Annotated in this window: 21 protein-coding genes; 11 read left to right on the top strand and 10 right to left on the bottom strand. The window is 65.1% G+C overall.

The annotated features are described in order from the left end of the window. Positions 1-31: 31 nt before the first annotated feature. Positions 32-2,293: a penicillin-binding protein 1A gene (locus tag CO675_RS06325; protein WP_097671175.1), complete on the bottom strand. Its 2,262-nt coding sequence runs from the start codon at positions 2,291-2,293 to the stop codon at positions 32-34. A gap of 139 nt (positions 2,294-2,432) precedes the next feature. Between CO675_RS06325 and CO675_RS06320 the strand changes: the two genes are divergently transcribed. Further along, on the top strand, positions 2,433-2,858 hold the full coding sequence (locus CO675_RS06320) for a DUF1330 domain-containing protein (RefSeq protein ID WP_097671174.1): 426 nt from the start codon (positions 2,433-2,435) through the stop codon (positions 2,856-2,858). Between the two features lie 210 nt (positions 2,859-3,068). On the opposite strand, the gene CO675_RS06315 is transcribed toward CO675_RS06320, so the two are convergent. From CO675_RS06315 to CO675_RS06305, 3 genes are all read right to left on the bottom strand, one after another. After that, the gene (locus CO675_RS06315; RefSeq protein ID WP_097671173.1) at positions 3,069-4,295 is read right to left on the bottom strand and encodes an ABC transporter substrate-binding protein; all 1,227 of its coding nucleotides are present in this window, start codon (positions 4,293-4,295) and stop codon (positions 3,069-3,071) included. Positions 4,296-4,692: 397 nt separating this feature from the next. Continuing rightward, on the bottom strand, positions 4,693-5,913 hold the full coding sequence (locus tag CO675_RS06310) for an ABC transporter substrate-binding protein (protein ID WP_097671172.1): 1,221 nt from the start codon (positions 5,911-5,913) through the stop codon (positions 4,693-4,695). 128 nt (positions 5,914-6,041) lie between these two features. Then, the gene (locus tag CO675_RS06305; protein ID WP_097671171.1) at positions 6,042-6,404 is read right to left on the bottom strand and encodes a DUF1304 domain-containing protein; all 363 of its coding nucleotides are present in this window, start codon (positions 6,402-6,404) and stop codon (positions 6,042-6,044) included. Positions 6,405-6,506: 102 nt separating this feature from the next. Between CO675_RS06305 and CO675_RS06300 the strand changes: the two genes are divergently transcribed. Beyond that, positions 6,507-7,031, top strand: coding sequence for a methylated-DNA--[protein]-cysteine S-methyltransferase (locus CO675_RS06300; protein ID WP_097671170.1), 525 nt, complete (start codon positions 6,507-6,509; stop codon positions 7,029-7,031). 162 nt (positions 7,032-7,193) lie between these two features. Here CO675_RS06300 and CO675_RS06295 read toward each other — a convergent pair whose 3' ends face one another. From CO675_RS06295 to CO675_RS06280, 4 genes are all read right to left on the bottom strand, one after another. Next, on the bottom strand, positions 7,194-7,385 hold the full coding sequence (locus CO675_RS06295) for a hypothetical protein (RefSeq protein ID WP_143278889.1): 192 nt from the start codon (positions 7,383-7,385) through the stop codon (positions 7,194-7,196). 329 nt (positions 7,386-7,714) lie between these two features. Continuing rightward, positions 7,715-8,101 carry a response regulator transcription factor gene (locus CO675_RS06290; RefSeq protein WP_283808099.1) on the bottom strand — a complete coding sequence of 129 codons (387 nt, stop codon included), beginning with the start codon at positions 8,099-8,101 and terminating at the stop codon, positions 7,715-7,717. 89 nt (positions 8,102-8,190) lie between these two features. Beyond that, positions 8,191-8,862, bottom strand: a complete 672-nt coding sequence (locus CO675_RS06285; protein ID WP_097671168.1) for a response regulator transcription factor — start codon at positions 8,860-8,862, stop codon at positions 8,191-8,193. Next, positions 8,856-10,622, bottom strand: coding sequence for a PAS domain-containing sensor histidine kinase (locus CO675_RS06280; RefSeq protein ID WP_245452652.1), 1,767 nt, complete (start codon positions 10,620-10,622; stop codon positions 8,856-8,858). Before CO675_RS06280 ends, CO675_RS06285 begins: the two co-directional genes overlap by 7 nt. A gap of 355 nt (positions 10,623-10,977) precedes the next feature. On the opposite strand from CO675_RS06280, the gene CO675_RS06275 reads away from it, so the two are divergent. The 3 genes from CO675_RS06275 (at position 10,978) to CO675_RS06265 (ending at position 14,918) form a co-directional block, all read left to right on the top strand. Continuing rightward, positions 10,978-11,235: a hypothetical protein gene (locus tag CO675_RS06275; RefSeq protein ID WP_097671167.1), complete on the top strand. Its 258-nt coding sequence runs from the start codon at positions 10,978-10,980 to the stop codon at positions 11,233-11,235. Between the two features lie 369 nt (positions 11,236-11,604). After that, entirely contained in the window at positions 11,605-12,975 is a 1,371-nt protein-coding gene (locus tag CO675_RS06270) for an HlyD family secretion protein (protein ID WP_245452651.1), read from the top strand. Beyond that, positions 12,972-14,918, top strand: a complete 1,947-nt coding sequence (locus CO675_RS06265; RefSeq protein ID WP_097671166.1) for a glycosyltransferase — start codon at positions 12,972-12,974, stop codon at positions 14,916-14,918. The genes CO675_RS06270 and CO675_RS06265 overlap by 4 nt, the downstream gene beginning before the upstream one ends. Positions 14,919-15,018: 100 nt before the next feature. Here the strand turns inward: CO675_RS06265 and CO675_RS06260 are convergent, their stop codons facing one another. Further along, positions 15,019-17,811 carry a [protein-PII] uridylyltransferase gene (locus tag CO675_RS06260; RefSeq protein ID WP_097671165.1) on the bottom strand — a complete coding sequence of 931 codons (2,793 nt, stop codon included), beginning with the start codon at positions 17,809-17,811 and terminating at the stop codon, positions 15,019-15,021. Between the two features lie 197 nt (positions 17,812-18,008). Between CO675_RS06260 and CO675_RS06255 the strand changes: the two genes are divergently transcribed. From CO675_RS06255 to CO675_RS06235, 5 genes are all read left to right on the top strand, one after another. Beyond that, complete coding sequence (locus tag CO675_RS06255) at positions 18,009-18,983, top strand: aliphatic sulfonate ABC transporter substrate-binding protein (RefSeq protein WP_097671164.1); 975 nt, start codon at positions 18,009-18,011, stop codon at positions 18,981-18,983. 95 nt (positions 18,984-19,078) lie between these two features. Continuing rightward, the gene (locus tag CO675_RS06250) at positions 19,079-19,918 is read left to right on the top strand and encodes an ABC transporter permease (RefSeq protein WP_097671413.1); all 840 of its coding nucleotides are present in this window, start codon (positions 19,079-19,081) and stop codon (positions 19,916-19,918) included. Then, a complete protein-coding gene (locus tag CO675_RS06245; RefSeq protein ID WP_097671163.1) occupies positions 19,918-20,703 on the top strand; it encodes an ABC transporter ATP-binding protein in 786 nt (261 codons plus the stop codon). Before CO675_RS06250 ends, CO675_RS06245 begins: the two co-directional genes overlap by 1 nt. A gap of 58 nt (positions 20,704-20,761) precedes the next feature. Next, entirely contained in the window at positions 20,762-21,271 is a 510-nt protein-coding gene (locus CO675_RS06240) for an OsmC family protein (RefSeq protein WP_097671162.1), read from the top strand. A gap of 141 nt (positions 21,272-21,412) precedes the next feature. Next, positions 21,413-22,213, top strand: coding sequence for a hypothetical protein (locus CO675_RS06235; protein WP_097671161.1), 801 nt, complete (start codon positions 21,413-21,415; stop codon positions 22,211-22,213). A gap of 95 nt (positions 22,214-22,308) precedes the next feature. Here the strand turns inward: CO675_RS06235 and mutS are convergent, their stop codons facing one another. Then, positions 22,309-25,035 (bottom strand): DNA mismatch repair protein MutS, encoded by a 2,727-nt coding sequence (gene mutS, locus CO675_RS06230; RefSeq protein ID WP_097671160.1) that lies wholly within the window; start codon positions 25,033-25,035, stop codon positions 22,309-22,311. A 314-nt stretch (positions 25,036-25,349) separates the two neighbouring features. On the opposite strand from mutS, the gene pcaF reads away from it, so the two are divergent. Beyond that, a complete protein-coding gene (pcaF, locus tag CO675_RS06225; RefSeq protein ID WP_097671159.1) occupies positions 25,350-26,558 on the top strand; it encodes a 3-oxoadipyl-CoA thiolase in 1,209 nt (402 codons plus the stop codon). The last annotated feature ends 49 nt before the right edge of the window (positions 26,559-26,607 follow it).

The following is a 26,607-nucleotide window of genomic DNA, read 5'->3' as shown; positions in this document are numbered from 1 at the left end:
CTACCCATCCTACACACCAGCTGTCGACGGCCTACCGAAACAACCGATCGGCCAGCCAGCCATCCAGCCCTGCCGCTGCCTCCGGCCGCGCGTTCGGATTCGGCGGCGCCGAGGCGCGGGCCGGCGTCGGCGGGGGCTGGCGGTAATAGCCGCCGCCGGACGGGACCGGCGCGGGCGCCTGCATCGGCGGTTGAATCTGCATCGGTGCCGCCGGTGCTGACGGCGCCGATATTTGCGAGGAGATCTGCATCAGGTTCGCGGGCGCCCAACTGCCTTGCGAGTTCGGGATCGCCGCGACCGGTACGCCCTGATGCGCGGCCTTCATGAAGCGGGTCCACACTTCCACCGGCAGCCCGCCGCCGGTTGCCTTCTTGGTCGGCGAATTGTCGTCATTGCCGAGCCAGACGCCGGTGACGAGCTTGGCGGTGTAGCCGATGAACCAGGCGTCGCGATAATCCTGGCTGGTGCCGGTCTTGCCGGCGGCGGTCCAGCCGGGGATCTCCGCCTTGCGTGCGGTGCCGGAGATCAGCGTCTCGCGCATCATGCTGTTCATCATCGCATCATAGCGCGGCTCGATCACCTGGTTGGGTGGATCGGTGGGGCGGTCATAGAGCAGCTTGCCGGAGCTGGTCTTGATCCTGGTCACCACATGCGGCGACACGGCGTAGCCGCCGTTGGCGAACGGTGCATAGGCGCCGACCAGCTCGAGCACGGATACTTCCGAGGTGCCGAGCGCGATCGAGACGTTGGGCTCGAGCTTGGAGGAGATGCCGAGCCGGTGCGCGGTGCGCACCACATTCTTGGCGCCGACCTCGACGCCGAGCCGCACCGCCACCGTGTTCAGCGACATCGCCAGCGCCTGGGTCAGCGTCACCGAGCCGAAATATTCGTGGGTGTAGTTCTCCGGCTTCCAGCCCTTGATGTCGAGCGGCGCGTCGGTGCGGATGGTGTCCGGCGTCAGCCCGGCCTCGACCGCGGTGAGATAGACGAACGGCTTGAACGACGATCCGGGCTGCCGCTTGGCGGTAACGGCGCGATTGTACTGGCTCTCCGAGTAGTTTCGCCCGCCGACCATGGCGCGCACCGCGCCATCAGGCGTCATCGCCACCAACGCGCCCTGGCTGACATTGAACTTCACGCTCTTGGCGGCGAGCTCGTCGATCACGGCAGCTTCGGCGACGTTCTGCAGTTTTGGATCGATCGTGGTCTGCACGATGATGTCCTGATCGATCTGGCCGACCAGATCGTCGAGCACTTCGCCGATCCAGTCGGCGACATAGTTCACGGTGCCGGCGCCGGCCGGCTTCACGGCGATCGAGGGTTGGCCGATCGAGGCCTTTGCTTGCGCCTCGGTGATGAATTTGGCGTCGGCCATCGCCGCGAGCACGACCTGCGCGCGCTGCTCCGCGCCTTCAGGGTTGCGGTTCGGCGCCAGCCGCGACGGCGACTTGACGAGGCCCGCGAGCATCGCAGCTTCCGGCAGGGTCACGTTCTTCGCCGACTTGCCGAAATAGCGCTGCGCAGCGGCCTCGACGCCGTAGGCGCCGGAACCGAAATAGACGCGGTTGAGATAGAGCTCGAGGATCTCGTCCTTGGAATGCTTGCGTTCCAGCCACAACGCGAGCTCGGCCTCCTGCAGCTTGCGCTGCATGGTGCGCTCCTGGGTCAGGAACAGGTTCTTGGCGAGCTGCTGCGTCAACGTCGAGCCGCCCTGCGACACACCCCGATGCAGCACGTTGGTGACGGCTGCGCGTAAGATGCCGAACGGGTCGACGCCGAAATGCGAATAGAAGCGGCGGTCTTCAATGGCGATGAAGGCCTTCGGCAGATAGGGCGGCAGGTCCTTCAACGCGATGTTGGCGCCGGCCATTTCGCCGCGCTGCGCCAGCACGCTGCCGTCGATGCCGACGATCTGGATCGTCGGCGGTCGCTTGGGGATTTCCAGCGACTGGATCGGCGGCAGATGCGCGCCGACCCATACCACGACACCGATCACCGCAATGCCCGTCCACAGGCCGAGCACCGCGGTCCAATAGAACAGGCGGCCAATGCCGAAGCCGCGCGACTTGCTGCGCCGCTTGCTGCCGCTGCGCGACGGGCGCGGTTTCTCGCTGCCGGAATCGCTGCTCTTTTCGGTATTCTTGTCGGTATTCTTGGGTTTGGATCTGGCAGGCTTGTCGTCGCCGCCGCCGGGAACGCGATCGGAGGGCGACAGGCGGAGGTCGGCAAGCGCGGCCGGAAGCCCAAACAGCGGCTCCTTGCGCGCACCGCCTTTTTTACGTCCCCACGCCATCCGCAACGCTCACACCCTGACAGGGGCGCACGCTAGCGTTCCCGGTTTAAGGGGCGGTTACGCAAAGCTTAACGGGGGATTAGGAGGTGAGGCGACGCGTGCTACATAGAGATGGAACAAAGGAAAAAAGGAGCACCGCATGGGCCATATCGATCCGACCAAGGAGGTCTTCGCGCAATTCCGGGACAACAACCGGCCGGGCCCGATCCATATGCTCAATCTGGTGCGTCTGCGTGAGTGGGCCGCCTATCCCGACGGCCGCAAGGCGACCGGTGCCGAGGCCTATGCCGCCTACGGCCGCGAGAGCGGCCCGGTGTTCGAACGTCTTGGCGGGCGCATCGTCTGGCAGGGCCGCTTCGAGCTGATGCTGATCGGCCCGCAAGAGGAGCGTTGGGATCACTGCTTCATCGCGGAGTATCCAAGCGTCGCCGCCTTCGTCGAAATGATTCGCGACCCCGTCTATCGCGAGGCGGTGAAACACCGCCAGGCCGGCGTCGAGGATTCGCGCCTGATCCGGCATGCGGTGCTGCCGGTGGGCAAGAATTTCGGCGAGATCCCGGCGTAGGCCATCAAAACCGCTAGCGCTTGCTATCCCCTCATCCTGAGGAGCGCGTAGCGCGTCTCGAAGGATGCACGGCCACAGTCGGGCCGTCGACCCTTCGAGACGCGCGCAAGAGCGCGCTCCTCAGGGTGACGGTGATGGAGCCGATGTTCGCACTCCAAAAACAAATCGGCGGCCCGGAGGCCGCCGATTGCATCTCAAACCTGCGCGATCCTAGCCCGCCGCGCCGGCGTCTTCGAGGATCGGGCCGAACAGCTCCCAGCGCTCGCCGTTGAACTTCATCATCTGCAACTGCTTGTTGACGCGGTAGTCGTTCGGCGTGGTGTTGCCCTTGATGCCGGGCAGCGCCATGTCGAGCTCGACATTCTTCAGGTTGGTGGCCTGCTTCAGCACGTTCTCGCGCGTCAGCTCGTCGCCGCACTGCTTCAGCACATGCACCATCAGCTGGGCGGTGGAGTAGCCGTAGGTGTTGAAGTTCGAGTTCTTGTCGCCGTCGGGATAGTACTTCGCCATGAAGTCGAAGTAGCGCTTCATGCCGGGATCGTCCTTCCACTGCGGATCGGCGGGATCCTTGCCGTAGTTGGTCGAGATCAGGCCCTTGGAGGCCTCCAGGCCCGCCGGCTGCAGCACGGCGCCGACCGAGGTGGCGTTGATATCGACGATGTGGACCGGATGCCAGCCGAGCTCGGCGATCTTCTTGATTGCCTGCGCGGCCTGCTTCGGCGTCGAGGCCGAGAAGAACAGGTCGGCGCCGGCGTCCTTGATCTTGATCACCTGGGAATCGATGGTCGGGTCGGAGACTTCATAGGAGGCTTCGGCCACGATCATCTTGGCCGCCTTGTCGCCGAGGCCGGCCTTGATGCCGTTCAGATAATCCTTGCCGAGGTCGTCGTTCTGATAGAGCACGCCGATCTTGGCGTTCGGATGCTCCTTCAGGATGTACTGGCCGTAGATGCGACCTTCGACGAAGTAGTTCGGATTGAAGCCGAGGGTCCACGGGAAGTTCTTCGGATCGGTGAACTTCGAGGCGCCGGTGGCGGCGAACAGCTGCGGCACCTTCTTGGCGTTGAGATATTTCTGCACGGCGGCGTTCGACGGCGTGCCGACGATCTGGAAGGTGAGCAGCACCTCGTCGCTCTCGACCAGTTTGCGCACCTGTTCGACGGCCTTGGGCGGCGAATAGGCGTCGTCATACTGGATCAGGTTGATCTTGCGGCCATTGATGCCGCCCTGATCGTTGATCATCTTGAAATAGGCCGCCTGGGTTTTGCCGATCGAGGCATAGGCGGAAGCCGGTCCGGAGAAGGGGACGGTCTGGCCGATCTTGATCTCGGTGTCGCTCGCGCCGGGATCGTACTTCCTCTGCGCGGAGGCCGACGTTGCAGACAGCGCGATCGCGAGCGCCGTTCCCGTGACCAGGTGGAAAATCCCATTCCTCATAATGCTGTTTCCCTCACGTGACTGATGGTTGGCCGATGATCTTGTCCGCGGGTTCAAGGTCCCGCGGTCGCCATCGCTGGGCCGGGATACTGGCGGAACCATTGCTGCGACGCAAGACGAGCGGTGCCGAAAAGGCGAGCAATTTCAGTCAACGAAAGTAGGGGGCGGTGCGAAAAGAGCCGGTGCAGCCGGAAAGAGCCGGCTCCGCTTCACCTCGCCCCGCTTGCGGGGAGAGGTCGCATCGAAGATGCGATGCGGGTGAGGGGGAGTCTCCGCCGGCGTACCTACAGCCGTTGCGCGGCAGCAGCCCCTCACCCCAACCCTCTAAGAGCGAGCTTCGCTCGTCTCGACCCCGCAAGAGCGGGGCGAGGGAGCACATCTCGTCTTTGGCGCGAGCCTAGCCCGCCGGTCCGGTATCCTCGATGATCGGGCCGAACAGCTCCCAGCGCTCGCCGTTGAACTTCATCATCTGCATCTGCTTGTTGATGCGATAATCGTTCGGTCCCGTCGTGATCGACATGCCCGGCAGCGCGAGGCTCGGCACGAACTTCTTCAGGCTGGTCACCTGCTTCATCAGGTTCTCGCGGGTGAGGTCGTCGCCGCACTGCTTCAGCACCTGTATCAGCAGCTCGGCCGTCGAATAGCCGTAGGTGTTGACGGTGTTGAGCTTGTCGCCCTCCGGGTAATACTTGTCCATGAAGGCGAAATAGGCCTTCACGCCGGGATCGTCCTTCCACTGCGGGTCGGCGGGGTCCTTGCCGTAATTGGTCGAGATGATGCCCTTGGAGATGTCGAGGCCGGCCGGCTTCAGCGTCGCCGACACCGGGCTCGCATTGATGTCGAGGATATGCACCGGGTGCCAGTCAAGGTCCGCGACCTTGCGGATCGCCTGCGCGGCGAATTTCGGCGTCGATGCGTTGTAGAGCAGGTCGACGCCGGCGGCCTTCAGCTTGACGATCTGCGAATCGACGGTCGGGTCGGTCAGCTCGTAGGACACCTCGGCGACGATCATGCTCGCGGCCTTGTCGCCGAGCCCGCTCTTCAGGCCGGTGATGTAGTCGCGGCCGAGATCGTCGTTCTGGTAGAAAATGCCGATCTTGGCGTTCGGGTGATTGGCCAGGATGTATTTGGCGTAGATGCGGCCCTCGGACTGGTAGTTCGGGTTGAAGGCGATGGTCCAGGGCGCATTCTGCGGATCCGAGAAGCGCGAGGCGCCGGTGGAGGCCAGCAGCTGCGGCACCTTCCTGGCATTCAGATATTTCTGCACGGCGGCATTTGAGGGCGTGCCGATGATCTGGAAGGTGAACAGCACCTCGTCGCCCTCGACCAGCTTGCGCACCTGCTCGACCGCTTTCGGCGGCGAATAGGCGTCGTCATACTGGATCAGGTTCAGCTTGCGGCCGTTGATGCCGCCCTGATCGTTGATCATCTTGATGTAGGCGGCCTGGGTCTTGCCGATGCCGGCATAGGCGGATGCGGGGCCCGAGAACGGCACGGTCTGGCCGATCTTGATCTCGGTGTCGGTCGCGCCGATGTCGTATTTCTTCTGCGCGGTGGCCGATGTAACCGACAACGCGATGGCAAGCGCTGTCGCAGCGAGCAATTGCACGCTCCTCATGTCCGTGACCTCCCATGTTGCCGGTGATCTTGTCCGCAAGCGTCAAGCCGGCGGATGTCACCGTTGTCAGGGATGATGGAGGAAGGGCGGGGGCATTGCAAGGCGATGTCCCTGCGCGCGATGTCGCGTCAGGCGAGCCAGAGCAGGATCAGCGCCAGCGCGGCGGGGGCCGCCTGCACATAGAGGATGCGGCGGCTGACGGTGGCCGCGCCATAGGCGCCGGCGACGATCACGCAGAGCAGGAAGAATGTCTTGATCTGGAACGCGAAGGCTGGATTTCCATGCACGAGGCCCCAGATCAGTCCGGTGGCGAGGAAGCCGTTATAAAGTCCCTGATTGGCGGCGAGCACTGCCGAGTCTGTTGCCTTCTCGATCGAGTTGCTGAAGGTCTTCAGCCCGAGCGGCTTGGTCCAGAGAAACATCTCGAGCACGAGGAAATAGATGTGCAGCGCAGCCACCACCGCGACCAGAAAATTGGCAAGCCAAAGCATCTTCGATCCCCTCACCGGAATTCGGGTGGACGCTAGCATGCGCGCGGTGAATTGTATGCGGAGCGATCCGTTCGAGCGCTGCGACATTCCAGAGTGACCGACATGGCCGACCGCAAGACTGCCCATACCTTCAACCTCGACCGCCTCAAGACCCCGATCGGCACCGCGCTGCTGGTGACCGATGGCGACGGCGTGCTGCGCGCGCTCGACTGGGACGACTATGAAGGGCGCATGCTCGACCTTCTGCGGCTGCACTATGGCGCCGTGACCTTGCGGGACGGCCACGCACCGGCTGCGATGCGCAAGGCGCTCGGCGATTACTTCAGCGGCGATCTCGACCGGCTCGCCGATGTCGAATGGCGCGTCGCCGGCACGCCGTTCCAGCAGAAGGTCTGGCACGCATTGCCGAAGATTCCGCCGGGCACCACCATGAGCTACGGCGCGCTGGCGGCGAAACTCAAAGTGCCGAATGCGATGCGCGCGGTCGGCCACGCCAACGGCTCCAACCCGATCAGCGTCGTCGTGCCCTGTCACCGCCTGATCGGTGCCAACGGTTCGCTGGTCAAATATGGCGGCGGACTGGAGCGCAAGCGTTGGCTGCTGCGGCACGAGGGCGTGGCGGTCTAGCGGCCGGATCCAGCCGCAGCGAGACGATCAATCGAGATCCTCGCGCGGCATGTTGCGCAGATCGCGTACGATGTAGAGGAACACAATGAACGAAGGCACCCATGCGAGGATCGCTCCTACCAGCATCGCGTCGACCGTCGTCATCGGATCTCCTTGGGCGCGTCAGATCAGTTTCTTCGACGGGCCGCCGGTTCTCGGGAGGGGATAGAGCCACTTCCAATAGACCTTGTTGCGCTCTAGCTGCCGCTTGTAGATCTCGCGGCACTTCGTCGAGCAGAATTGCTCGAAGTACCAGCTATGCCGGATCAGTCCGAAGGGCCGCCGGCATCCTGGATTCCCGCAACGGCCGGTCATGATGCTGCCTCCGCATTCGCTCGCCAAAGCCAGCGAATGAAATCCTCCTGACCCTTGTGAAGACAGAGCCGTCCGCAGTAGCGCTCACCCGCCGGACTTCGCAGGCAGATGATCCTGGCATCTTCGCTGTCACACTGGGCGCAGCGCGGTTCCGTACGCATGGCGACTTCCCTCCAAGGAACTGCCATTTGCCAATCAAGAATGTCTGATGCTGTCATTGCCGCCGGTCTTCTGGAGGGGCGGCGCCGCGAAATCTCGCGCTGCCACCGTCGATGTGCAACTTGTCCAGATGTTTCCCGGCATCATCCTTGCGTATATTCGACCTGAACTCACGCGCTTGTCGCTGTGCCATGCTGTGCGAGCGCGGCATCGAGGCATTTGACCAGCGCATCTCCGTCAAACGGCTTGATCAGAAAGCAGATCGCTCCCGCCTCCATGGCGCGGGCCCGATCGCTTTCGACGGAGAACGCCGTGATGAAAATGAACGGAACGTGCCGGCCGTCGGCAATCAGGCGGGCCTGCAAGTCGAGCCCGCTCATCGCCGGCATCCTGACATCGGCTATCACGCAGGAGGTGTCGTTCAGTTGCGGCGAATGCAGGAATTCCTCGGCCGAGGCATAGGTCCGGACCGCGTAGCCCAGCGATCTGACCAGATTGTCGGTCGCGGTGCGGACCGACATGTCATCGTCGACGATCGAGATCACCGGGTTGGACAAGAAGGGCTTCCTGGAACGGCCAGAGGGGCCTCTGGTGTCTGCTCTCACGGCGCCACAGTGCGTCGTCGGGCGCGGCCGGAGAATCATACTTAGGTTTGCGCGCCGCCGGACGCCTGCTTGATCCCTAGGATCTGCGCCATCCTGACCAGGTCAGGCAGCGACTTCGCCGCCATTTTCCGCATGATGTGCCCGCGGTGGATCTTGACCGTGATCTCGGCGACGCCGATTTCGGCGGCGACCTGCTTGTTCATCAGCCCCGCGGTGACGAGGCTCATGATCTGGCGCTCGCGAGGGGTCAGGGTCGCGAAGGCTGCGCGCAGGTTCGCGAGCGCCCTGGCCTCATTGCGGCGCGTTCTGTCGCGTTCGATCGCAGTCGTGACGGCATCCAGCATGTCCTGATCGCGGAACGGCTTGGTCAGGAAGTCGACGGCTCCGGCCTTCATGGCTCTGACCGTCATCGGGATATCGCCATGGCCGGTCATGAAGATGATCGGAATATGAATGTCGGCCTTGGCCAGCTCCGCCTGGAAGTCGAGGCCGCTCAGCCGGGGCAGCCTGATGTCCAGGATCAGGCAGCTCGGAACATCGGGGAGCTTGTGCTGGAGAAATTCATGGGCCGACCCGAACGCCGCGGTCCGCAGGCCGACCGAGCGGAGAAGATTGTTCAGCGAGTCTCGCACGGACGCGTCGTCGTCAACGACGAACACGATCGGCTCGGCGTTCGCCAGGGCGGGAGACGATGCCGCGTGTCCGATCACCATGCACGATCCTCCTGACGCAGCGGCAGGATGAACTGGAACGTCGTGCCGGGACCGATATTTCTGGACATGGACAGGCGCCCTCGGTGGGCTTCGACGATCGAGCGGCAGATCGACAATCCCATTCCCATGCCGCTGGCCTTGGTGGTGTAGAAGGCGTCAAACAGCCGCTCGGCATCCTCTGTCGCAACCCCGACACCACAGTCGATGACGGTGACCAGGATCTGCCCGGCATCGTCCTGGCGGGTCCGGATCACGAGCTCCCGTGGCCTGTCCGTGACCGGCTGCATTGCTTCGATGCCGTTGACGATGAGGTTGAGGATGACTTGCTGCAGCTGGACGCGGTCGGCGACCACAGGCGCAAGCGCGGCCGCGAGGTCGAGCTGCAGGGATACAAGGTGGCTCTGCAGCTCATGCTGCACCAGGCCGATCACCTGGTTGATGGCTTGATTGATGTCGAGCGGCGCCATCTGACCGGTTGTCTTGTTCACCAGGGCCCGGACGCGCTGGATGACCTCGCCGGCGCGGTTGCCGTCGCTGATGATCGACCTGACCGCCCCGCGCGCTTCATTCAGATCGGGAGCCGCCCGGTTGAGCCAGCGCAGGCATGCCGCGGCGTTGGCGACCACGGCAGCGAGCGGCTGATTCACTTCATGGGCGATCGATGCGGCGAGCTCGCCGAGGGCCGTCACACGCGTGACATGCGCGAGGTTGCTCTGCGCTTCATGCAACTCCGCCTCGGCGCGCTTGCGGGCGGTCACGTCGGTGACCGCTCCGATGAATTCGGTATTGCCGGAGGGGGCGGTCACCGCATGCGCCCTGGCGTGAACATATTTGATCGCGCCGTCCGGCATCAGCAACCGGTAGCCGTGCTCGAAATCCCTGCCGTCGAGCGAGACGCGGTCGACGGTCTGTTGCACGCGGCTGCGATCGTCCGGATGGATGCGCTGAAGGACCGCGGCATGCTTGATGGAAGGCGCCCGGTCGAATCCGAAGATCCTGAACGTCTCTTCAGACCAGATCACCTCACCGCTGGCGACGTGCCAGCCAAAGCTGCCGGTGTGGCTCAATCGCTGGGCTTCGCTCAGGTACATCTCACTCTGCTGCAGCGCGTTTTCGGCCTGTTTGCGCTCGGTGATGTCCTCGCATGCGATCAGGACGATCAATCGATCGTCCTGCCGCCGTACGGCCTTGGCATTTTCACGAACCCAAAGTCGTGAGCCGTCCTTGCGGACCTTCCGGATTTCCCAATTGTGGGTTTGGCCGATGTTGTCGAGGCACGCTGCGACGTTGCGCTGGACCGCCTGATGGTCTTCGGCGGCAAACACCCGCAGCACGGATTGTCCGAGCAATTCGTCGACGGTGTAGCCGAGTTGTGCCGCGCCGAACGTGTTGACCGACAGCACGAGACCCGTGGCGTCGACCATGAAGTACATGACCGGGTTGTGCTCGAACACCTCCCGCCATTGCGCTTCGCTGCTCCGCAGGGCCTCGATTGCGCGCTCTTCGCCGCTGGCCCGGCCGCGCAACATGGCTTCCATCCGCCTGTGGGTGCGGCCCACCACCCCCATCATCAGCAATGCGGCGACAAGCGAGGCGATCAGCAGCGCCAGCGCGATCAGATGGGCGGAAGCTGCAGGCTGCGGACCAAGCAGCAGTCCAATGCAGGTTGCGGCCAAGGCCAGCACCATGCCGCCGAGCAGCCATTGCTCGGGCGACCGGGACTTCGTGGTCGGGATGCGCATCATCGGCAGCACCAGCATTTGGCCATCGTGGGCCGCGCTGCGTCGCTAGGTGACCGCTACCATCAGCGGCGACAACGTCGCCCTCCTAACTAACTGCATGTTAGCAGCTTTCTCGACGTCCGAACCGGATCGTGGGGCGTTTTTTGGCGATCCGCTCGCCTCGTGCGAGATCGCGCGGAAAGCGCAATCGCCAGACGAACGCAGGTCCAGGTTGCGGCTAAACCAAAGTATGTCGTCCCCATCCGAATGTAACGGCCGGATCAACCTCCGTTCAATGGCCGGTTCCCTCCCGCTGGCTACGCTTACTGGGTAACTCGATGACAGTAGAGGCCTTTCGGGGTTCAGCCATCGTCAATCAGAGACGGGAGATGAAATGCCCAACACGCGCCTGCATCTGATCGTTTGCTCCGACGACGTCGAGCGGGAGACCGTGCGTCGGACGCGTAACCGCAGCTTCCAGCCCTCCGTCATCGACGGCGGCAAGCAAGCAGCGAGCGTGCAGGTCGGCGACCCCTGGATCGATCTACTCGACGTCTTCGATTTGAGCGTGGTGCTCTGTCAGGCGAGCTACCTGGCCTTGCTGGGGGCAAGCCTCGCGGCGCTGCAGAACGTGCCGGATCCAGGATCGTAGCCCGCTCTGGATCCAAGTCCGGCAGGCTGCCGGGACCGACGCGCTGGCTGCTCACGCCTGGGTCGCGCAAAACGGGTCCGACAACAGCCTCCGTGAGAGCCCGGAATCCACTCCCCGTCTAGCCCCGGCCCTGATGGATTCCGGGCTCAGTTTTCTCCGTCGCCTGCCCAATGGCGGAGGAACAAGGTCGGCACCGTCGCTGCGCCATCGATCTTCCGACCGTCGCAAACTGCAGACATTTTTCCGAAAGATGCTCGGTTCGCTTTAGCTGCTTTTGAAGCACCTGATTATTGGATCGGTCCGGCAACGGCATCGCTCCGCGGAGCTGTGCGTTGGATTCGCGCACTGACAGTTCAGGGGCCGGTCAACATGAATCAGGCACAGCACCAGAAGCCATTTCCCGAAGGCGATGTTTCCGTCGCCAAGGATGAGGAAGCAGGCGCACGCGGATTGCAGCGTGACTTGCAGGACCGGCTGCAGCCGGCGCACGACGAGCCGGTCAGCGAACCCGCCGGCGACAGCACGCCCCACCCGGAAGCGTCTGCAAGCGCGGGCCGGTGGGTTCGCCGCCTGCTCAAGGTCGGCATCGGCCTTGCGATCGTGGCCGTGTTCGGATGGTTGCCACTGAAGGCCGTGCTGCAGACCTCGAGTGTCGAGGCCGTGGTCAATGCCCGGATCGTGACCTTGCGCTCGCCGATCGACGGCACCGTGAGCGCGAAGCCGCAGCAAAGCTCGACGCAGCTCAGTGTGGTCCATGAGGGCGATGCGATCCTTCATGTCGTCAACGCGCGCGGCGATCGCGTGCGGCTCGACGATCTTCGGCGGCAGATGTCCCGGATGGAAAATGAGCGCCCGAGTTTCGCCGCCAAGCTTGCCGCCGCCGAGACGGCGCAACAGGACCTTGCCCGCCAGGCGGCCCAGTTCCGCGATGGTCGCATCCTACAGCTCCAGGCGCGCATCGCCGAAATCCAGACCGCGATCGAGGCCGCGGCCGCGCGGCGGGAAGAAGCGACGGCGGCGGTCGAGCGCGCCTCGTCGCTGATCAAATCGGGCAGCGTCTCGACGGTCGAAATGGCCCGGCTGACGCGCGAGCAGTCGATCGCCCAGCAAACCGAGATCGGCGCGCAGCGCCGGCTCGATGCCGCCAAGGTCGAACTCACGGCGGCAAGGAACGGCACCTATCTCGGCGACAGCTACAACGACCGGCCGAGTTCCGTGCAGCGGGAAGAGGAGATGCGCCAGCGCGTCAGCGATCTGCGTGCCGATCTCGCGCATTCCGATGCCGAGATCGATTGGCTCACCCACGAGATTGCCTCGGAGCAGCTGCATTACGTCAACCGGGCGGAAGCCGACATCAAGGCGCCGGTCGCCGGGCGCATCTGGGAGATGATGACCTCGCCGGGCGAGGACGTCAGGGCCGGGCAGCCTTTGCTCAAGCTGCTCGATTGCTCGGGCGCCGTGGTTACCGCCAACGTCACCGAAGGCGTCTACAATCGCCTCAAGCTCGGCGAGCAGGCGAGCTTCGAGCCGAACGACGGCAGCGCCGCGATCCAGGGTGAGATCGTCAATCTCACCGGCGCGTCGGGTGCGCCCGCAAACCTTGCGATCAATCCGGATGCGCTCAACAAGGAGCCATATCGGGTGACGGTCTCGATGCCGGAGCTCGATACCACGGGCAAGGAATGCGCGGTCGGCCGCACCGGGCGGGTGGTGTTCAACACGGATGCGGCAAAGCCATGATGGCGGCATTTGCGCCCGGGCTGGTCGCCTTCGGTGCCTGCCTTGCGATCCTGCCCTTGCTCCGGCGCGAGCAGACGCTGGCCCGCGTCTTGATGACCGGCATGTCGTTCCTGCTGTTGCTGCACTACTTCGTCTGGCGGGTGACCCAGACTCTTCCGCCGGTGAGTCTCACCGCCGACGCGCTGATCGGCTATCCCTTCGTGGCGGCGGAGGCGGCCTCAATGATCGCGGTGTGCCTGTCGCTGCTGTTTCTCAGCCGCACCATCGACCGCTCGCCCGAGGTCAACGCCATCCTGCGCGGATCCAAGGCGTCGGCGGATGCGCCGCGCGTCGACGTCTTCATCTGCACGTATAACGAGGAAAAGGCGATCCTCGAGCGCACCATCATCGGCGCGACGGGTCTCAACTACCCAAACTATCGCGTCTGGGTGCTCGACGACGGGCGCAGGCTCTGGCTGCGCCGGCTCGCACAGGAGCTCGGCTGCAACTACCTGACCCGTCCCGACAACCGCCACGCCAAGGCCGGCAACATCAATCATGCGCTCCAGCACGTGTCCGCGCTGGCGGACCGGCCGGAATTCGTCTCGATCCTCGATGCGGATTTTGTCCCAATGCCAGACTTCCTGACGCGAGCGATGAGCCTGATGCAGGACGGCACCGTCGGCGTCGTGCAGACGCCGCAGCATTTCATCAATCCGGATCCGATCCAGACCAATCTCGCCGCGACCGACGTCTGGCCCGACGAGCAGCGCTTCTTCTTCGACATCCTGATGCCGGCCAAGGACGCCTGGGGCACCGCATTCTGCTGCGGCACCTCGTCGCTGATCAGCTTTTCCGGCCTGATGCAGATCGGCGGCTTCCCGACCGACTCGGTGACGGAGGACTACCTCGTCACGCTGCGGCTGAAGGAGAAGGGCCTGCGCACGGTCTATCTCAACGAGCGCCTGACCATCGGGCTCGCGCCGGAGGGATTGAAGGAATACATCACCCAGCGCGGGCGCTGGTGTCTCGGCTTCATGCAGATCGTCCGCGGCCGCAGCGGGCCGTTCTCGCGGCAATCCAGGCTCGCATTCATGGACCGGCTGTCGCTGGTCGATGCCTTCATGAGTTGGGCGGCGGTCTATAGCACCAAGGTGTTCGGCCTGGTCGTGCCGTGGCTCTTCTTGCTGTTCGGGATCAAGGCTGTCCACGCCGACCTGTCCGAGTTGCTGAAATACTTCATGCCGTTCTATGTCTGGCACGCTTTCACGATGGCCTGGATTTCGCGTGGCCGCTCGCTCGCGATCATGACCGACGTCTCGCAATATATCGCCGCGCCCGCGGTGCTGAAGGCGGTCGTGACCGGCCTCGCCAAGCCGCAAGGCCACAAATTCAAGGTGACGGCCAAGGGCGGCGATCGCAACCGGCGCTTCATCGAGTGGCCGCTGCTGCGGCTCTACGGCAGCGCCTTGCTGATCACGCTGGTGGCCATCGCCTACGCCTTCATCCTGCATCTGCGCGGGGAAAACATCGCCTATGGCGGGCTGGCGCTGGCCTGGAGCCTGTACAATTGCGTTGTGCTCGCGATCGTGTGCTTCATTTGCATCGAGCAGCCGCGGCGCCGCAAGGCCGAGCGTTTCGAGCGCGACGAGCCGATCCTGATGCACGAGGGCGCCGAGCCGCGGCTGGTGCGGATGGCCGACATATCGATCTCGGGCGCGCGGTTCATCGATCCCGCGCCGCCCGCCATCGGCGCTTCGATCAAGTGCAACGTCTACGGCCAGAACGTGAGCGCGCTGGTGGTCCGCCGCACCCGTGACGGCTTCGGCGTCCGTTTCGAAGACGCGGTCGCGACGCGGGTCAATGTGGTGCGCGCCTTCTATGCCGGCGAATATGTCCGCGCCTTCAGCAGCGTGCGCGCGGCGCCGGTCGGCAAGGCGCTGCTGATGCGGCTGTTCGGTTGAGGCAGGATGCGCGGGGATTTGCCGCAGCTTTTTTCCGCCGTCATTCCGGGCTCGCGCCCAGAGGCGCGCCCCGGGATGACGAGTGGAGAGAGGCGACGCGTTACGCCGCCGGCTTCGCCGCTTGGTCCTCGCTCGACAGCAGATGCAGCAGCGCGCTCTTGATCGCGGCCTGCCGGGTCGGCGCGGTGATCTGGGCGCCGAGCAGGTCGGTGACATAGAACACGTCGCGGGCGCGCTCGCCGAACGTCGCGACATGTGCCGAGGCGATGTTGAGGTTGAGCTTCGAGATCGCGGTGGTCAGCTGGTAGAGCAGGCCGGGGCGGTCGAGGCCGGAGACCTCGATCACGGTGTAGCGGTCGGACCACTGGTTGTTGATGGTCACTTCGGGCTCGACGATGAACGGCCGCGCCTTGCTGCGCACCGCGCGCTTGGCTACCGCCTCGGGCAGCCTGAGCTTGCCTTCCAGCACCTGCTCGATCATCTCGCCGATCCGCGTCGCGCGGCGGCCCTCGTCATCGTCACGGTCGTATTCGCGCGAGATCGAGATGGTGTCGAGCGCGCGGCCGTCGGTCGTGGTGTAGATTTGCGCGTCGACGATGTTGGCGCCGGCCGAGGCGCAGGCGCCCGCGATGATCGACAGCAGCCAGGGATGGTCGGTCGCCAGGATCGTGAGCTCGGTGACGGCGCGGACCTCGTCGAATCCGACATTGATCGCGAGCTTGTGGCCGGCCTGCTCGCTGGCGCGGATGAAGCGCGCCTGGCGGATCTTGCGTTGCAGTTCGACCTTGAGCCAGTAGGCGGGGTAGTGCCGGCCGATATAGGCGTTGAGCTCGACCTCCGGCCACTCGGTGAAGGCGCGGCGGAACTCGGCCTGCGCCACCGCGATGCGCTGGGCGCGGTTGACCTCGGAGAAGCCGCCGGTCAGCACCGGCTCTGTTTCATAGTACAGCGTGCGCAACAGCTGCGCCTTCCAGCCGTTCCACACGCCCGGGCCGACGCCGCGGATGTCCGCGGTGGTCAAGATCGTGAGCAGCTTCATCTGCTCTACGGATTGTACCACGGCGGCGAAATTCTCGATGGTCTTGCGATCCGACAGATCGCGCGATTGCGCCACCGTCGACATCGTCAGATGTTCCTCGATCAGCCACGCCACCAGCTCGGTGTCGGCGGCGGAGAAGCCGAGCCGCGGGCACAGCCGCCGCGCCACCTTGGCGCCGGCGATCGAATGATCTTCCGGCCGGCCCTTGGCGATGTCGTGCAGCAGGGTCGCGATATAGATCACCGGGCGGTGCTCGGGACGGATCTTGCGGAACAGGTCGCTGGCGACCGTGAACTCCTCATTGCCGCCGCGCTCGATGTCCTGCAGGAAGCCGATGCAGCGCAGCAGATGCTCGTCCACCGTATAGTGATGGTACATGTTGAACTGCATCATCGAGACGATCTTGCCGAAGGCGCGGATGAAATGGCCGAGCACGCCGGTCTCGTTCATCCGCCGCAGCACGGTCTCCGCATCGTTCGAGGTCAGGATCTCCATGAACAGGCGGTTGGCTTCCTCGTTATCGCGGAGCTGGGTGTTGATCAGCTTCAGCGAGCGCGTCACCGTGCGCATCGCATCGGGATGGAAGGCGAGGTTGTTCTGCTGCGCGAGGCGGAAGATCCGGATCAGATTGACCGGATCGTGCTTGAACACATCGGGCGCGGCGAGGTTGATGCGGTTGTTGTCGACGATGAAGTCGTCGCTGCCGGCCACCCGCCGCCGCTTCGTGCCGGGCCGCAGCCGCGCCACCATCCGGCTCAGCACCGGCGCCGGCTTGTTGTGCTCCTCCTCGAGCTTGGCGCATAGGATCGCGGTGAGGTCGCCGACGTCCTTGGCGATCAGGAAGTAGTGCTTCATGAAGCGCTCGACGTCCTGCATGCCGGGATGCGAGGTGTAGCCGAGGCGGACCGCGATCTCGCGCTGCATGTCGAACGACAGCCGCTCCTCGGCGCGTCCGGCAAAAAAGTGCAAATTGCAGCGGACCGACCACAGGAAGTCGGCGCAGCGGCGGAACGTGCGGTATTCCTGCGCGTCGAACACGCCGCGTTCCAGCAGCTCGTCGGTCTCGCGCACCCGGTAGACGTATTTCGCGATCCAGAACAGCGTATGCAGGTCGCGCAGGCCGCCCTTGCCGTCCTTGACGTTGGGCTCGACCAGGTAGCGCGACTGGCCGGCGCGGCGATGCCGCTCCTCGCGCTCGGCGAGCTTGGCGGTGACGAATTCCGCCGCGGTGCCCTGCACCACTTCCTTGTCGAAGCGTTCGACCAGCTCGTCGTAGAGCGGTTGGTCGCCGGTCAGAAAGCGCGTCTCCAGGATCGCGGTGCGGATCGTCATGTCGCCGCGCGCCTGGCGGATCGATTCGTCGACCGAGCGCGTGGCGTGGCCGACCTTCAGCCCCATGTCCCAGAGGCAGTAGAGGATGGCTTCGGCGACCTGCTCGCCCCAGGCGGTCTGCTTATAGGGCAGGATGAACAGCAGATCGATGTCGGATTCCGGTGCCATCAGCCCGCGGCCATAACCGCCGGTCGCGACCACGGCCATGCGCTCGGCGCCCGAGGGGATCGGCGAGTGATACAGATGCCGGGTCGCCGCCGCGTAGAGGATGCGGATGATCTCGTCCTGCACGAAGCAGAGCCGTTCGGCGCAGCGTCGGCCGTGGCGGTCCTTCAGCAGCAGCGTCTGCGCCGTGGCGCGCGCCGCGATCAGCTCGGCCTTGAGCAACTGCGCCATCGCGGCGCGGAACTGGTCCTCGCGCCCGGCATGCTGTTCGGCGAGTGCATTGACCGCCGCGGTGATCCGCTCGGTCTCGAAACGATCATCCGCTTCAGGGCGGACTTCGGCTACGACGCTGTCCATACGTTCTTCCGATATCGGACGGAGCTGTTGCTGTCACTGACCAAAGTATAAGGACAGCAGCTCCATGCTCTCCTGACGACGCCGTGAGCAAGATCGTTCTCGCGCCGCCAAACAAAGGGTAGAGATTTTCTCGTTGACCGCAAGGCTAACTCATTGAATTAAAAGACTGTTTATTAATCAACCTGAGGGGGCGACCAATGCAGAAATTTTCCCGGCGCGCTTTTGCGGCGCTGTTCGCGATCTCCGCGTTGCTGCCCGGCGCAGCTCTCGCCGCCGACGCGCTGAAGGAGATCCGGATCGACTGGGCGACCTACAATCCGGTGTCGATGGTCCTGAAGCAGAAGGGCCTGCTGGAGAAGGAGTTCGCCAAGGACGGCATCAGCATCGTCTGGGTGCAGTCGGCCGGCTCCAACAAGGCGCTCGAATTCCTCAACGCCGGTTCGATCGATCTCGGCTCGACCGCGGGCTCGGCCGCTTTGGTCGCCCGGATCAACGGCAACCCGATCAAGTCGATCTATGTCTATTCGCGCCCGGAATGGACCGCGCTGGTCACCACCAAGGACTCCAAGATCGCCTCCGTCGCCGACCTCAAGGGCAAGCGCGTCGCGGTGACCCGGGGCACCGACCCGCACATCTTCCTGGTCCGTGCGCTGCTCGGCGCCGGCCTGACGGAAAAGGACATCACCCCGGTGCTGCTGCAGCACGCCGACGGCAAGACCGCGCTGATCCGCGGCGATGTCGACGCCTGGGCCGGCCTCGACCCGATGATGGCGCAGGCCGAGGTCGAGGACGGCGCCAAGCTGTTCTACCGGAAGGCCGACGCCAACACCTGGGGCATCCTCAATGTGCGCGAGGAGTTTTTGAAAGCGCATCCGGATATCGTCCGCCGCGTGCTCGCCACCTATGAAGAGGCGCGGAAATATTCGCTGGCGAACTATGACGAGCTGAAGAAGACCTTCATCGCGGTCACCAAGCTGCCCGATGCCGTGGTCGACAAGCAGCTCAAGGAGCGCACCGAGCTGACCCACAGCCGGATCGGTAGCCCCCAGCGCGAGTCGATCCTGGCCGCGGGCCTCGCCTTGCAACAGGCCGGCGTGATCGATGCCAAGACCGACGTGAAGGCCGCGCTCGACAGCTTGATCGACGATCAGGTCCCGCTGCCGACGAATTAACAACTGTCGTCCCGGCCTTCGCCGGGACGACGTAGAATGGACGGGGGCGATCCCCACCTTGCAATCCCGCCGGAAGAATAGTTCTTGCTATGGCCATGTCCGTTGACCTGCCTGCGCTGGAACAGACGGCCGCGCCGCGTGCGGCGGCGGCGGCGCGGTGGTCGCGTTATGCGCGCCCGGTGCTCGGGCTCGTGCTGCCGGTCGCGCTCGCGCTGGGCTGGGAACTGGTCGTTGCTCTCGGCTATTCCAACGGCCGCCTGGTGCCGCCGCCGTCGAAGGTGTTCGAGACCATCGTGGCGCTCGCCAAAAGCGGCGAGCTGTCGCGCCATATCCTGGCGACGCTCTGGCGCGTCGGCGCGGGTTTTGCGCTTGGCGTCGTCGCCGGCACCATCATGGGTGCGATCTCCGGCTACTGGGATTTTGCCAAGCGGCTGCTTGATCCGACCGTACAGGCGCTGCGTGCGATCCCTTCGCTCGCCTGGGTGCCGCTGTTCGTGCTCTGGCTCGGCATCTTCGAAACCTCGAAGGTCGCGCTGATCGCGGTCGGCGTGTTCTTTCCGATCTATCTCGGCGTGATGGGCGCGATCCTGGCGGTCGATCGCAAGATCGTCGAGGTCGGCCGCGTGTTCCGCCTCTCCGGACCGGCGATGATCCGCCGCATCCTGTTGCCGGCGGTGCTGCCGGCCTATGTGGTGTCGCTGCGGGTCGGCCTCGGCCTCGGCTGGATGTTCGTGGTCGCGGCCGAATTGATCGGCGCCTCCGAAGGTCTCGGCTATCTCCTGCTCGACGGCCAGCAACTCGGCAAGCCGGCGCAGATCCTCGCCGCGATCGTGATCTTCGCGATCCTCGGCAAGCTCACCGACTGGCTGATCGAGGTCGCCGCCGCGCCGCTGCTGCGCTGGCAGGACGCGTTCGGCGCGCGGGGAGGGCAGTGATGCTGGCGCTCAAAGAGGTCGGCAAGACCTATCCGAACGGTGTGCACGCGCTGGAGCGCTTCTCGGCCGAGATTTCACCCGGCGAGATCGTCGCGATCATCGGCGGCTCCGGTTGCGGCAAGTCGACGCTGCTGCGCGCCATCGCCGGCCTCGATCGCGCCAGCACTGGCAGCGTGACGCTCGACAATGCGCCGATCACATCGCCGCACGCCGAGATCGGCATCATCTTCCAGGAGCCGCGGCTGCTGCCATGGCTCAGCGTCGCCGACAATATCGGCTTCGGTCTCGCCGATCTCCCAGCCGAGGTCAGGCGCGAGCGGATCGCGGCGGCGTTGGCCCGCGTCGGCCTTGCCGACAAGGCTGTGGCATGGCCGCGCGAATTGTCCGGTGGGCAGGCGCAGCGGGTCGCGATCGCCCGTGCGCTGGTGCCGCAACCGGAAGTGCTGCTGCTCGACGAGCCGTTCTCGGCGCTCGATGCCTTCACGCGACGTGACCTGCAGGACCATCTGCTCGATCTCTGGGCCGACACGCGGCCGACCTTGATCCTGGTCACCCATGACGTCGACGAGGCGGTGGTGCTGGCCGACCGGGTGCTGGTGATGCGGCCGCGGCCGGGCCGGCTGTTCGAGGAGATCACCATCAATCTGGCGCGGCCCCGCGACCGCAAATCGGAGCTGTTCGATACCTTCAAGCGCCGCGTGCTGACCGCACTCGACCGCTCGCTGGACCGTTCGGTGCGTGACGTCACGGACAAATCCAGCGCCGGCGAGGCGATGTGGTGGTGACATCGGCGCGGCAAGGGCTTACATCGGAATAAAGAAGAACAGCCGGGAGCAGACACCTATGGACTCCGCCGAACTCCGCGCAATGCAGGCTCCGATCAAGGAGCGCTACAAGACCGATCCCCAGGCCGCCGTGATCACGTTGAAGGCCAAGGGCACGATCGACAACGAAAGCCTGTCCTGCAAGGTCGAAACCGGCCGCGCGCTCGCGGTCGCCGGCCTGCATCCCGCCACCGGCGGCTCCGGGCTCGAGCTCTGCTCCGGCGACATGCTGCTGGAAGCGCTGGTCGCCTGCGCCGGGGTCACGCTGAAATCGGTCGCGACCGCCGTCGAGGTGCCGCTGAAGGTCGGCAATGTGTTCGCCGAGGGCGATCTCGATTTCCGCGGCACGCTCGGCGTCGACAAGGAGGCCCCGGTCGGCTTCCGCGAGATCCGCCTGCGCTTCGACGTCGGCACCGACGCACCGCAGGACAAGCTCGACCTGCTGCTGAAACTCACCGAGCGTTATTGCGTGGTCTATCAGACCATCAAGAACGGCCCGAAGGTGTCGGTGTCGATGGTCAGGGTCTAAGCCGCCTTTACCGGTGTCGTCCCGGCGAAGGCCGGGACCCATACGCCGTGTCCTCTCGGTTCAAGCCGCGCTGCCCGACGGCTTTCGCTCCTCACACCCATTTGTGGTTATGGGTCCCGGCCTTCGCCGGGACGACACGTGATGTCCCCCGAACTCCACTTCGTCCTGCTCCTTGTGCTGCGCATGGCGGTTGCCGCCGCCTTCGTGGTCAGTGCGTCCATCATCACGGAACGTTCGGGACCGGTGATCGGCGCGCTGATCGCCACGCTGCCGATCTCGGCCGGGCCGTCCTACACCTTCCTCGCGCTCGACCATGACGCCGCCTTCATCGCCGAGGGCGCGCTGTCGAGCCTGCCGGTCAATGCCGCCACGATCTTCATGGGCCTCACTTACGCCGTGCTGGCGCAGCGCCGCGGCATGTGGATCAGCGCGGGTTCCGCGATCGCCTTGTGGCTCGTGCTCGGCACCATCATTCGCCAGTTCGCCTGGACGCTCGCCGGCGGCTTGATCCTCAATGCCATTGCCTTTGCGATCTGCATCCCGCTGCTGAGGCCTTATCGGCACGTCGCGAAAATGCCGCTGATCGCGCGGCGCTGGTACGACATTCCGCTGCGCGCCGCGCTGGTCGCGAGCCTTGTCGGCACCGTCGTCACCGCGTCGACCTGGGTCGGCCCGCGCGTCACCGGCGTGATCGCGCTGTTTCCGATCGTGTTCTCCTCGATGATGCTGATCCTGCATCCGCGGATCGGCGGCCCCGCCACCGCCGCCGTGCTCGCCAACAGCGCCTGGGGCCTGCTCGGCTTCGGCCTCGGCATCGCCGTGCTGCACATCGCGGTCGCGCAATTCGGCTCGGCCATCGGGCTCAGCTGCGCGCTCGCCACCTGCATCGTGTGGAATCTGGCGCTGTGGCAGATCGGGCGGAGGAAAGCCGCGAAGCTGTAGAGGCGTGGGATGGGTAGAGCGAAGCAAAACCCATCATGCTTCGGCATACAACGGTTGATGGGTTTCGCTTTGCTCTACCCATCCTACGGTACCGTCTATGTCTTCGGCAGTTTGGCCCTCAGCGCATACAGCGCGTCGAGCGCCTCGCGCGGTGACATCTCGTCGGGATGCAGTGCCTTCACCGCCTCGACCAGCAAATCCGCCTCGCTCGGCGGCTTGTCCTCACTTGCGGCGCGGGAGGGGACGGCGAACAGTGGCAGGTCGTCGGCCAGAGCGCGCGCGGTCTGGCCGCGGTCCTGGGCTTCGAGTTTCGCCAGCACCGATTTGGCGCGCGTGATCACGGCCGGCGGCAGGCCGGCGAGCTTGGCGACCTGGATGCCGTAGGAGCGGTCCGCGGAGCCCGGCAGCACCTCGTGCAGGAACACGACATCGCCCTGCCATTCCTTGACCCGCACCGTGGCGTTGAACATCCGCGGCAGTTTTGCCGAGAGCGCGGTCAGCTCATGATAGTGGGTGGCAAAGAGCGTGCGGCAGCGGTTGCTTTCATGCAGATGCTCGATCGCGGCCCAGGCAATCGACAGGCCGTCGAAGGTCGCAGTGCCGCGGCCGATCTCGTCGAGGATCACCAGCGACCGTTCGCTGGCCTGGTTCAGGATCACGGCGGTCTCGACCATCTCGACCATGAAGGTCGAGCGTCCCCGCGCCAGATCGTCGGCGGCGCCGACGCGCGAGAACAGCCGGTCGACGATGCCGAGTCGCGCCCGCGACGCCGGCACGTAGGAGCCGATCTGCGCCAGCAGCGCGATCAGCGCATTCTGGCGCAGGAAGGTCGATTTACCGGCCATGTTCGGACCGGTGATCAGCCAGAGCTGGCCGGACTTCTGTCCCGGCGCCGGCGACAGATCGCAGGCGTTGGCGATGAACGGCTGGCCGTCGCGCTTTAGCGCCTGCTCGACCACCGGATGCCGGCCGCCCTCGATCGCAAAGCCGAGCGAGCCGTCGACATCGGGCCGCACATAATTGTCGTCGATCGCAAGCTTCGCCAGCGAGGTCGCGACATCGAGCATCGCAAAGGCATGCGCGGCGTTGCGCAGATCGTCGCTCGCCGCGAGCGCCAGCGCGCTCAGCCGCTCGAAGATCTCGAGCTCGAGATTGAGCGCGCGCTCGCCGGCATTGGCGATCTTGGCCTCGGTCTCGCCGAGCTCTGCCGTGGTGAAGCGGACCTGTCCCGCCAGCGTCTGGCGGTGGATGAAGGTCGCATTCAGCGGCGGCGCGAACAGCTTGTCGCCGTGCTGCGCGGTGACCTCGACGAAATAGCCAAGCACATTGTTGTGCCGGATCTTCAGCGTCTTGATGCCGCTGTCCTCGGCATAGCGCGCCTGCATCGCGGCGACGACGAGGCGCGAGGCATCGCGCAAATTGCGGCTCTCGTCGAGCGCGGCCTCATAGCCTTCGCGGACGAAGCCGCCGTCGCGCTTGATCAGCGGCAACTGCTCGGAGAGTGCGCGGGAGAATTCCTGCGCCAGATCGCGCGAGGGGCGCCGCAAGGCCGCCATCACCGTGGAGACTTCCGCCGGTGGGTTGGTCAGCTGCGCCAAGAGCTCCAGCGCCTGGTCGGCGGCGAGGATGCCGTCGCGCAGGCTGGCGAGATCGCGCGGGCCGCCGCGGCCGACCGAGAGCCGGGCCAGCGCCCGCGACATGTCGGGCGCCGCGCGCAGCACGGTTCTGACGTCCTCGCGCGCCGCCGAGTCCGCAACGAACGCCGAAACCGCATCGAGCCGCCGCGCGATCACGGCGACATCGGTCAGCGGCGCGGCAAGGCGTTGTGCGAGGAGGCGCGAGCCCGCCGCCGTGACGGTGCAGTCGATCGCATCGAGCAGCGAGCCGCGGCGTTCGCCGGCCAGTGTCCGCGTCAGCTCGAGGTTGGCGCGGGTCGCCGGATCGATCGCCATCGTGGTGCCGGCGGCCTCGCGCGCCGGCGGCGACAGCGGCGGACGTTTCCCCACCTGGGTGCGGTCGATATAGGTGACGGCGGCGGCCGCGGCGGTCGCCTCCAGCCGCGACATCGCGGACAGGCCATCCATGGTCGCGACCGCGAAGTAGTCGCACAGCCGCCGCTCCGCGGTGGCGCTGTCGAACACGTCACGGGTCAGCGGCGTCACCGACGGCAGTTCGCGCAAGGTCGGCGCCAGTTCATTGTCGCTGTAGAGCGCGTCGGTGACGATAGCCTCGTTCGGGTTGATCCGCGCCAGCGTCGCCGCAAGCTCTGATGTCGCGCATTCCGTCACCATGAATTCGGAGGTCGAGATGTCGATCCAGGCAAGGCCGAGACGATCCGCGCCGGCCGAGCCGCGGGCGCGCGCGATTGCGATCAGGTAATTGTTGGTGCGGGCGTCGAGCAGCGTATCTTCGGTCAGCGTGCCCGGCGTCACCAGCCGCACCACGCCGCGGCGGACTACACTCTTGTTGCCGCGGGCTTTTGCCTCCGCGGGATTTTCCGTCTGCTCGCACACCGCGACGCGGTGCCCGGCGCCGATCAGGCGATGCAGGTAGTCCTCGGAGCGTTCGACCGGCACGCCGCACATCGGGATGTCGATGCCCTGATGCTTGCCGCGCTTGGTCAGCACGATGCCGAGCGTCTTGGAGGCGATCTCGGCGTCCTCGAAGAACAGCTCGTAAAAATCGCCCATCCGATAGAACAGCAGCAGGCCGGGATGGGCCGCCTTGATCTCCAGATACTGTTCCATCATCGGCGTGATGCGCGACGGGGCCTCGGCGGGAGTCGCTTCGGGCGGAGCGGGGATGGGCTGCTGAATGGTCATCGAAGCGTTTTCAAGAGAAGTGGGCACCGGTTCGCGTGAAGAAAACGCGTCCAAAGAAGAATCTGGAGCCCGATTCTGATTTCATCAGAACCGTCAGGGCTCCAAGGGGCGGAAACTACAGAATTTCGCCATGCGGTCCTATCCGCGAAGGCGGAGTTTTCCACCCTGTCCACGGTGCCATTATGACAGCTCTCACGGTAATGCGTGCGGGGCGCGCTGCCGCGTCAATTGACCTGCCGCGGGCACGCTCCTAAAACTCACCTCAAGTTCCAGCCGATCCAGCGCCTAAGTCGCGGCATTCAGGGAGAGATTCAATGCGTGATGTGTTCATTTGTGATGCCGTCCGGACTCCGATCGGCCGTTTCGGCGGTTCGCTCGCCAAGGTGCGCGCCGACGATCTCGCCGCGGCCCCGATCAAGGCGCTGATGGCCAAGCATCCGACGATCAACTGGAACGAGGTCGACGAGGTCTATTTCGGCTGCGCCAACCAGGCAGGCGAAGACAACCGCAACGTCGCGCGCATGGCGCTGCTGCTCGCCGGCATGCCGGAATCGGTTCCCGGCCAGACCCTGAACCGGCTCTGCGCCTCCGGCCTCGACGCGGTCGGCGCCGCGGGCCGTGCCATCCGCGCCGGCGAGATCGATTTCGCGATCGCGGGCGGCGTCGAATCGATGACGCGCGCGCCGTTCGTAATGGGCAAGGCCTCGGAGGCCTTCTCACGTTCGTCCGAGATCTACGACACCACGATCGGGTGGCGCTTCATCAATCCGCTGATGAAGGCGCAGTACGGCGTCGATGCGATGCCGGAGACCGGCGAGAACGTCGCCGAGGAATTCCAGGTCTCGCGCGCCGATCAGGATGCGATGGCGATCCGCTCGCAGCAGCGCGCAGGTGCCGCAATCGCATCGGGCTATTTCGCCGAGGAGATCGTGCCGATCCAGGTGCCGGGCGGCAAGGCCGGCCCGATCACCGTCGACAAGGACGAGCATCCGCGGCCGGAGACCACGCTCGAAGCTCTCGCCAAGCTGAAGCCGATCGTGCGCAATCCGGGCACCGTGACCGCGGGCAACGCCTCCGGTGTCAATGACGGCGCCGCCGCGATGATCCTGGCCTCGGAGGCCGCGGTGAAGAAGCACGGCCTGACGCCGCGCGCAAAAATCCTCGGGCTCGCCTCGGCCGCGGTGCCGCCGCGCATCATGGGCATCGGCCCGGTGCCTGCGACCAAGAAGCTGGTCGAGCGCCTCGGCATCAAGGTGTCGGACTTCGATCTGATCGAGCTCAACGAAGCCTTCGCTTCGCAGGGCATCGCCTGCCTGCGCCAGCTCGGCGTCAAGGAAGACGCCGATTTCGTCAATCCGCATGGCGGCGCGATCGCGCTCGGCCATCCGCTCGGCATGAGCGGCGCGCGGCTGGTACTGACCGCCGTGCACGGCATGGAGAAGCGGGGCGGGAAGCTTGCCTTGGCAACTATGTGCGTCGGGGTCGGCCAAGGCGTTGCCGTCGCGATCGAAAAGCTGAACTAATCCAATGGCTTGGAAGGGCTGAAAACAGCCCTTCCCCAATTTGGTTATG

The organism is Bradyrhizobium sp. C9, assembly GCF_002532045.1.
Lineage (GTDB): Bacteria > Pseudomonadota > Alphaproteobacteria > Rhizobiales > Xanthobacteraceae > Bradyrhizobium.
The sequence above is the reverse complement of the archived record's forward strand: the minus strand, read 5'-3'. Positions and strand labels throughout refer to the sequence as shown.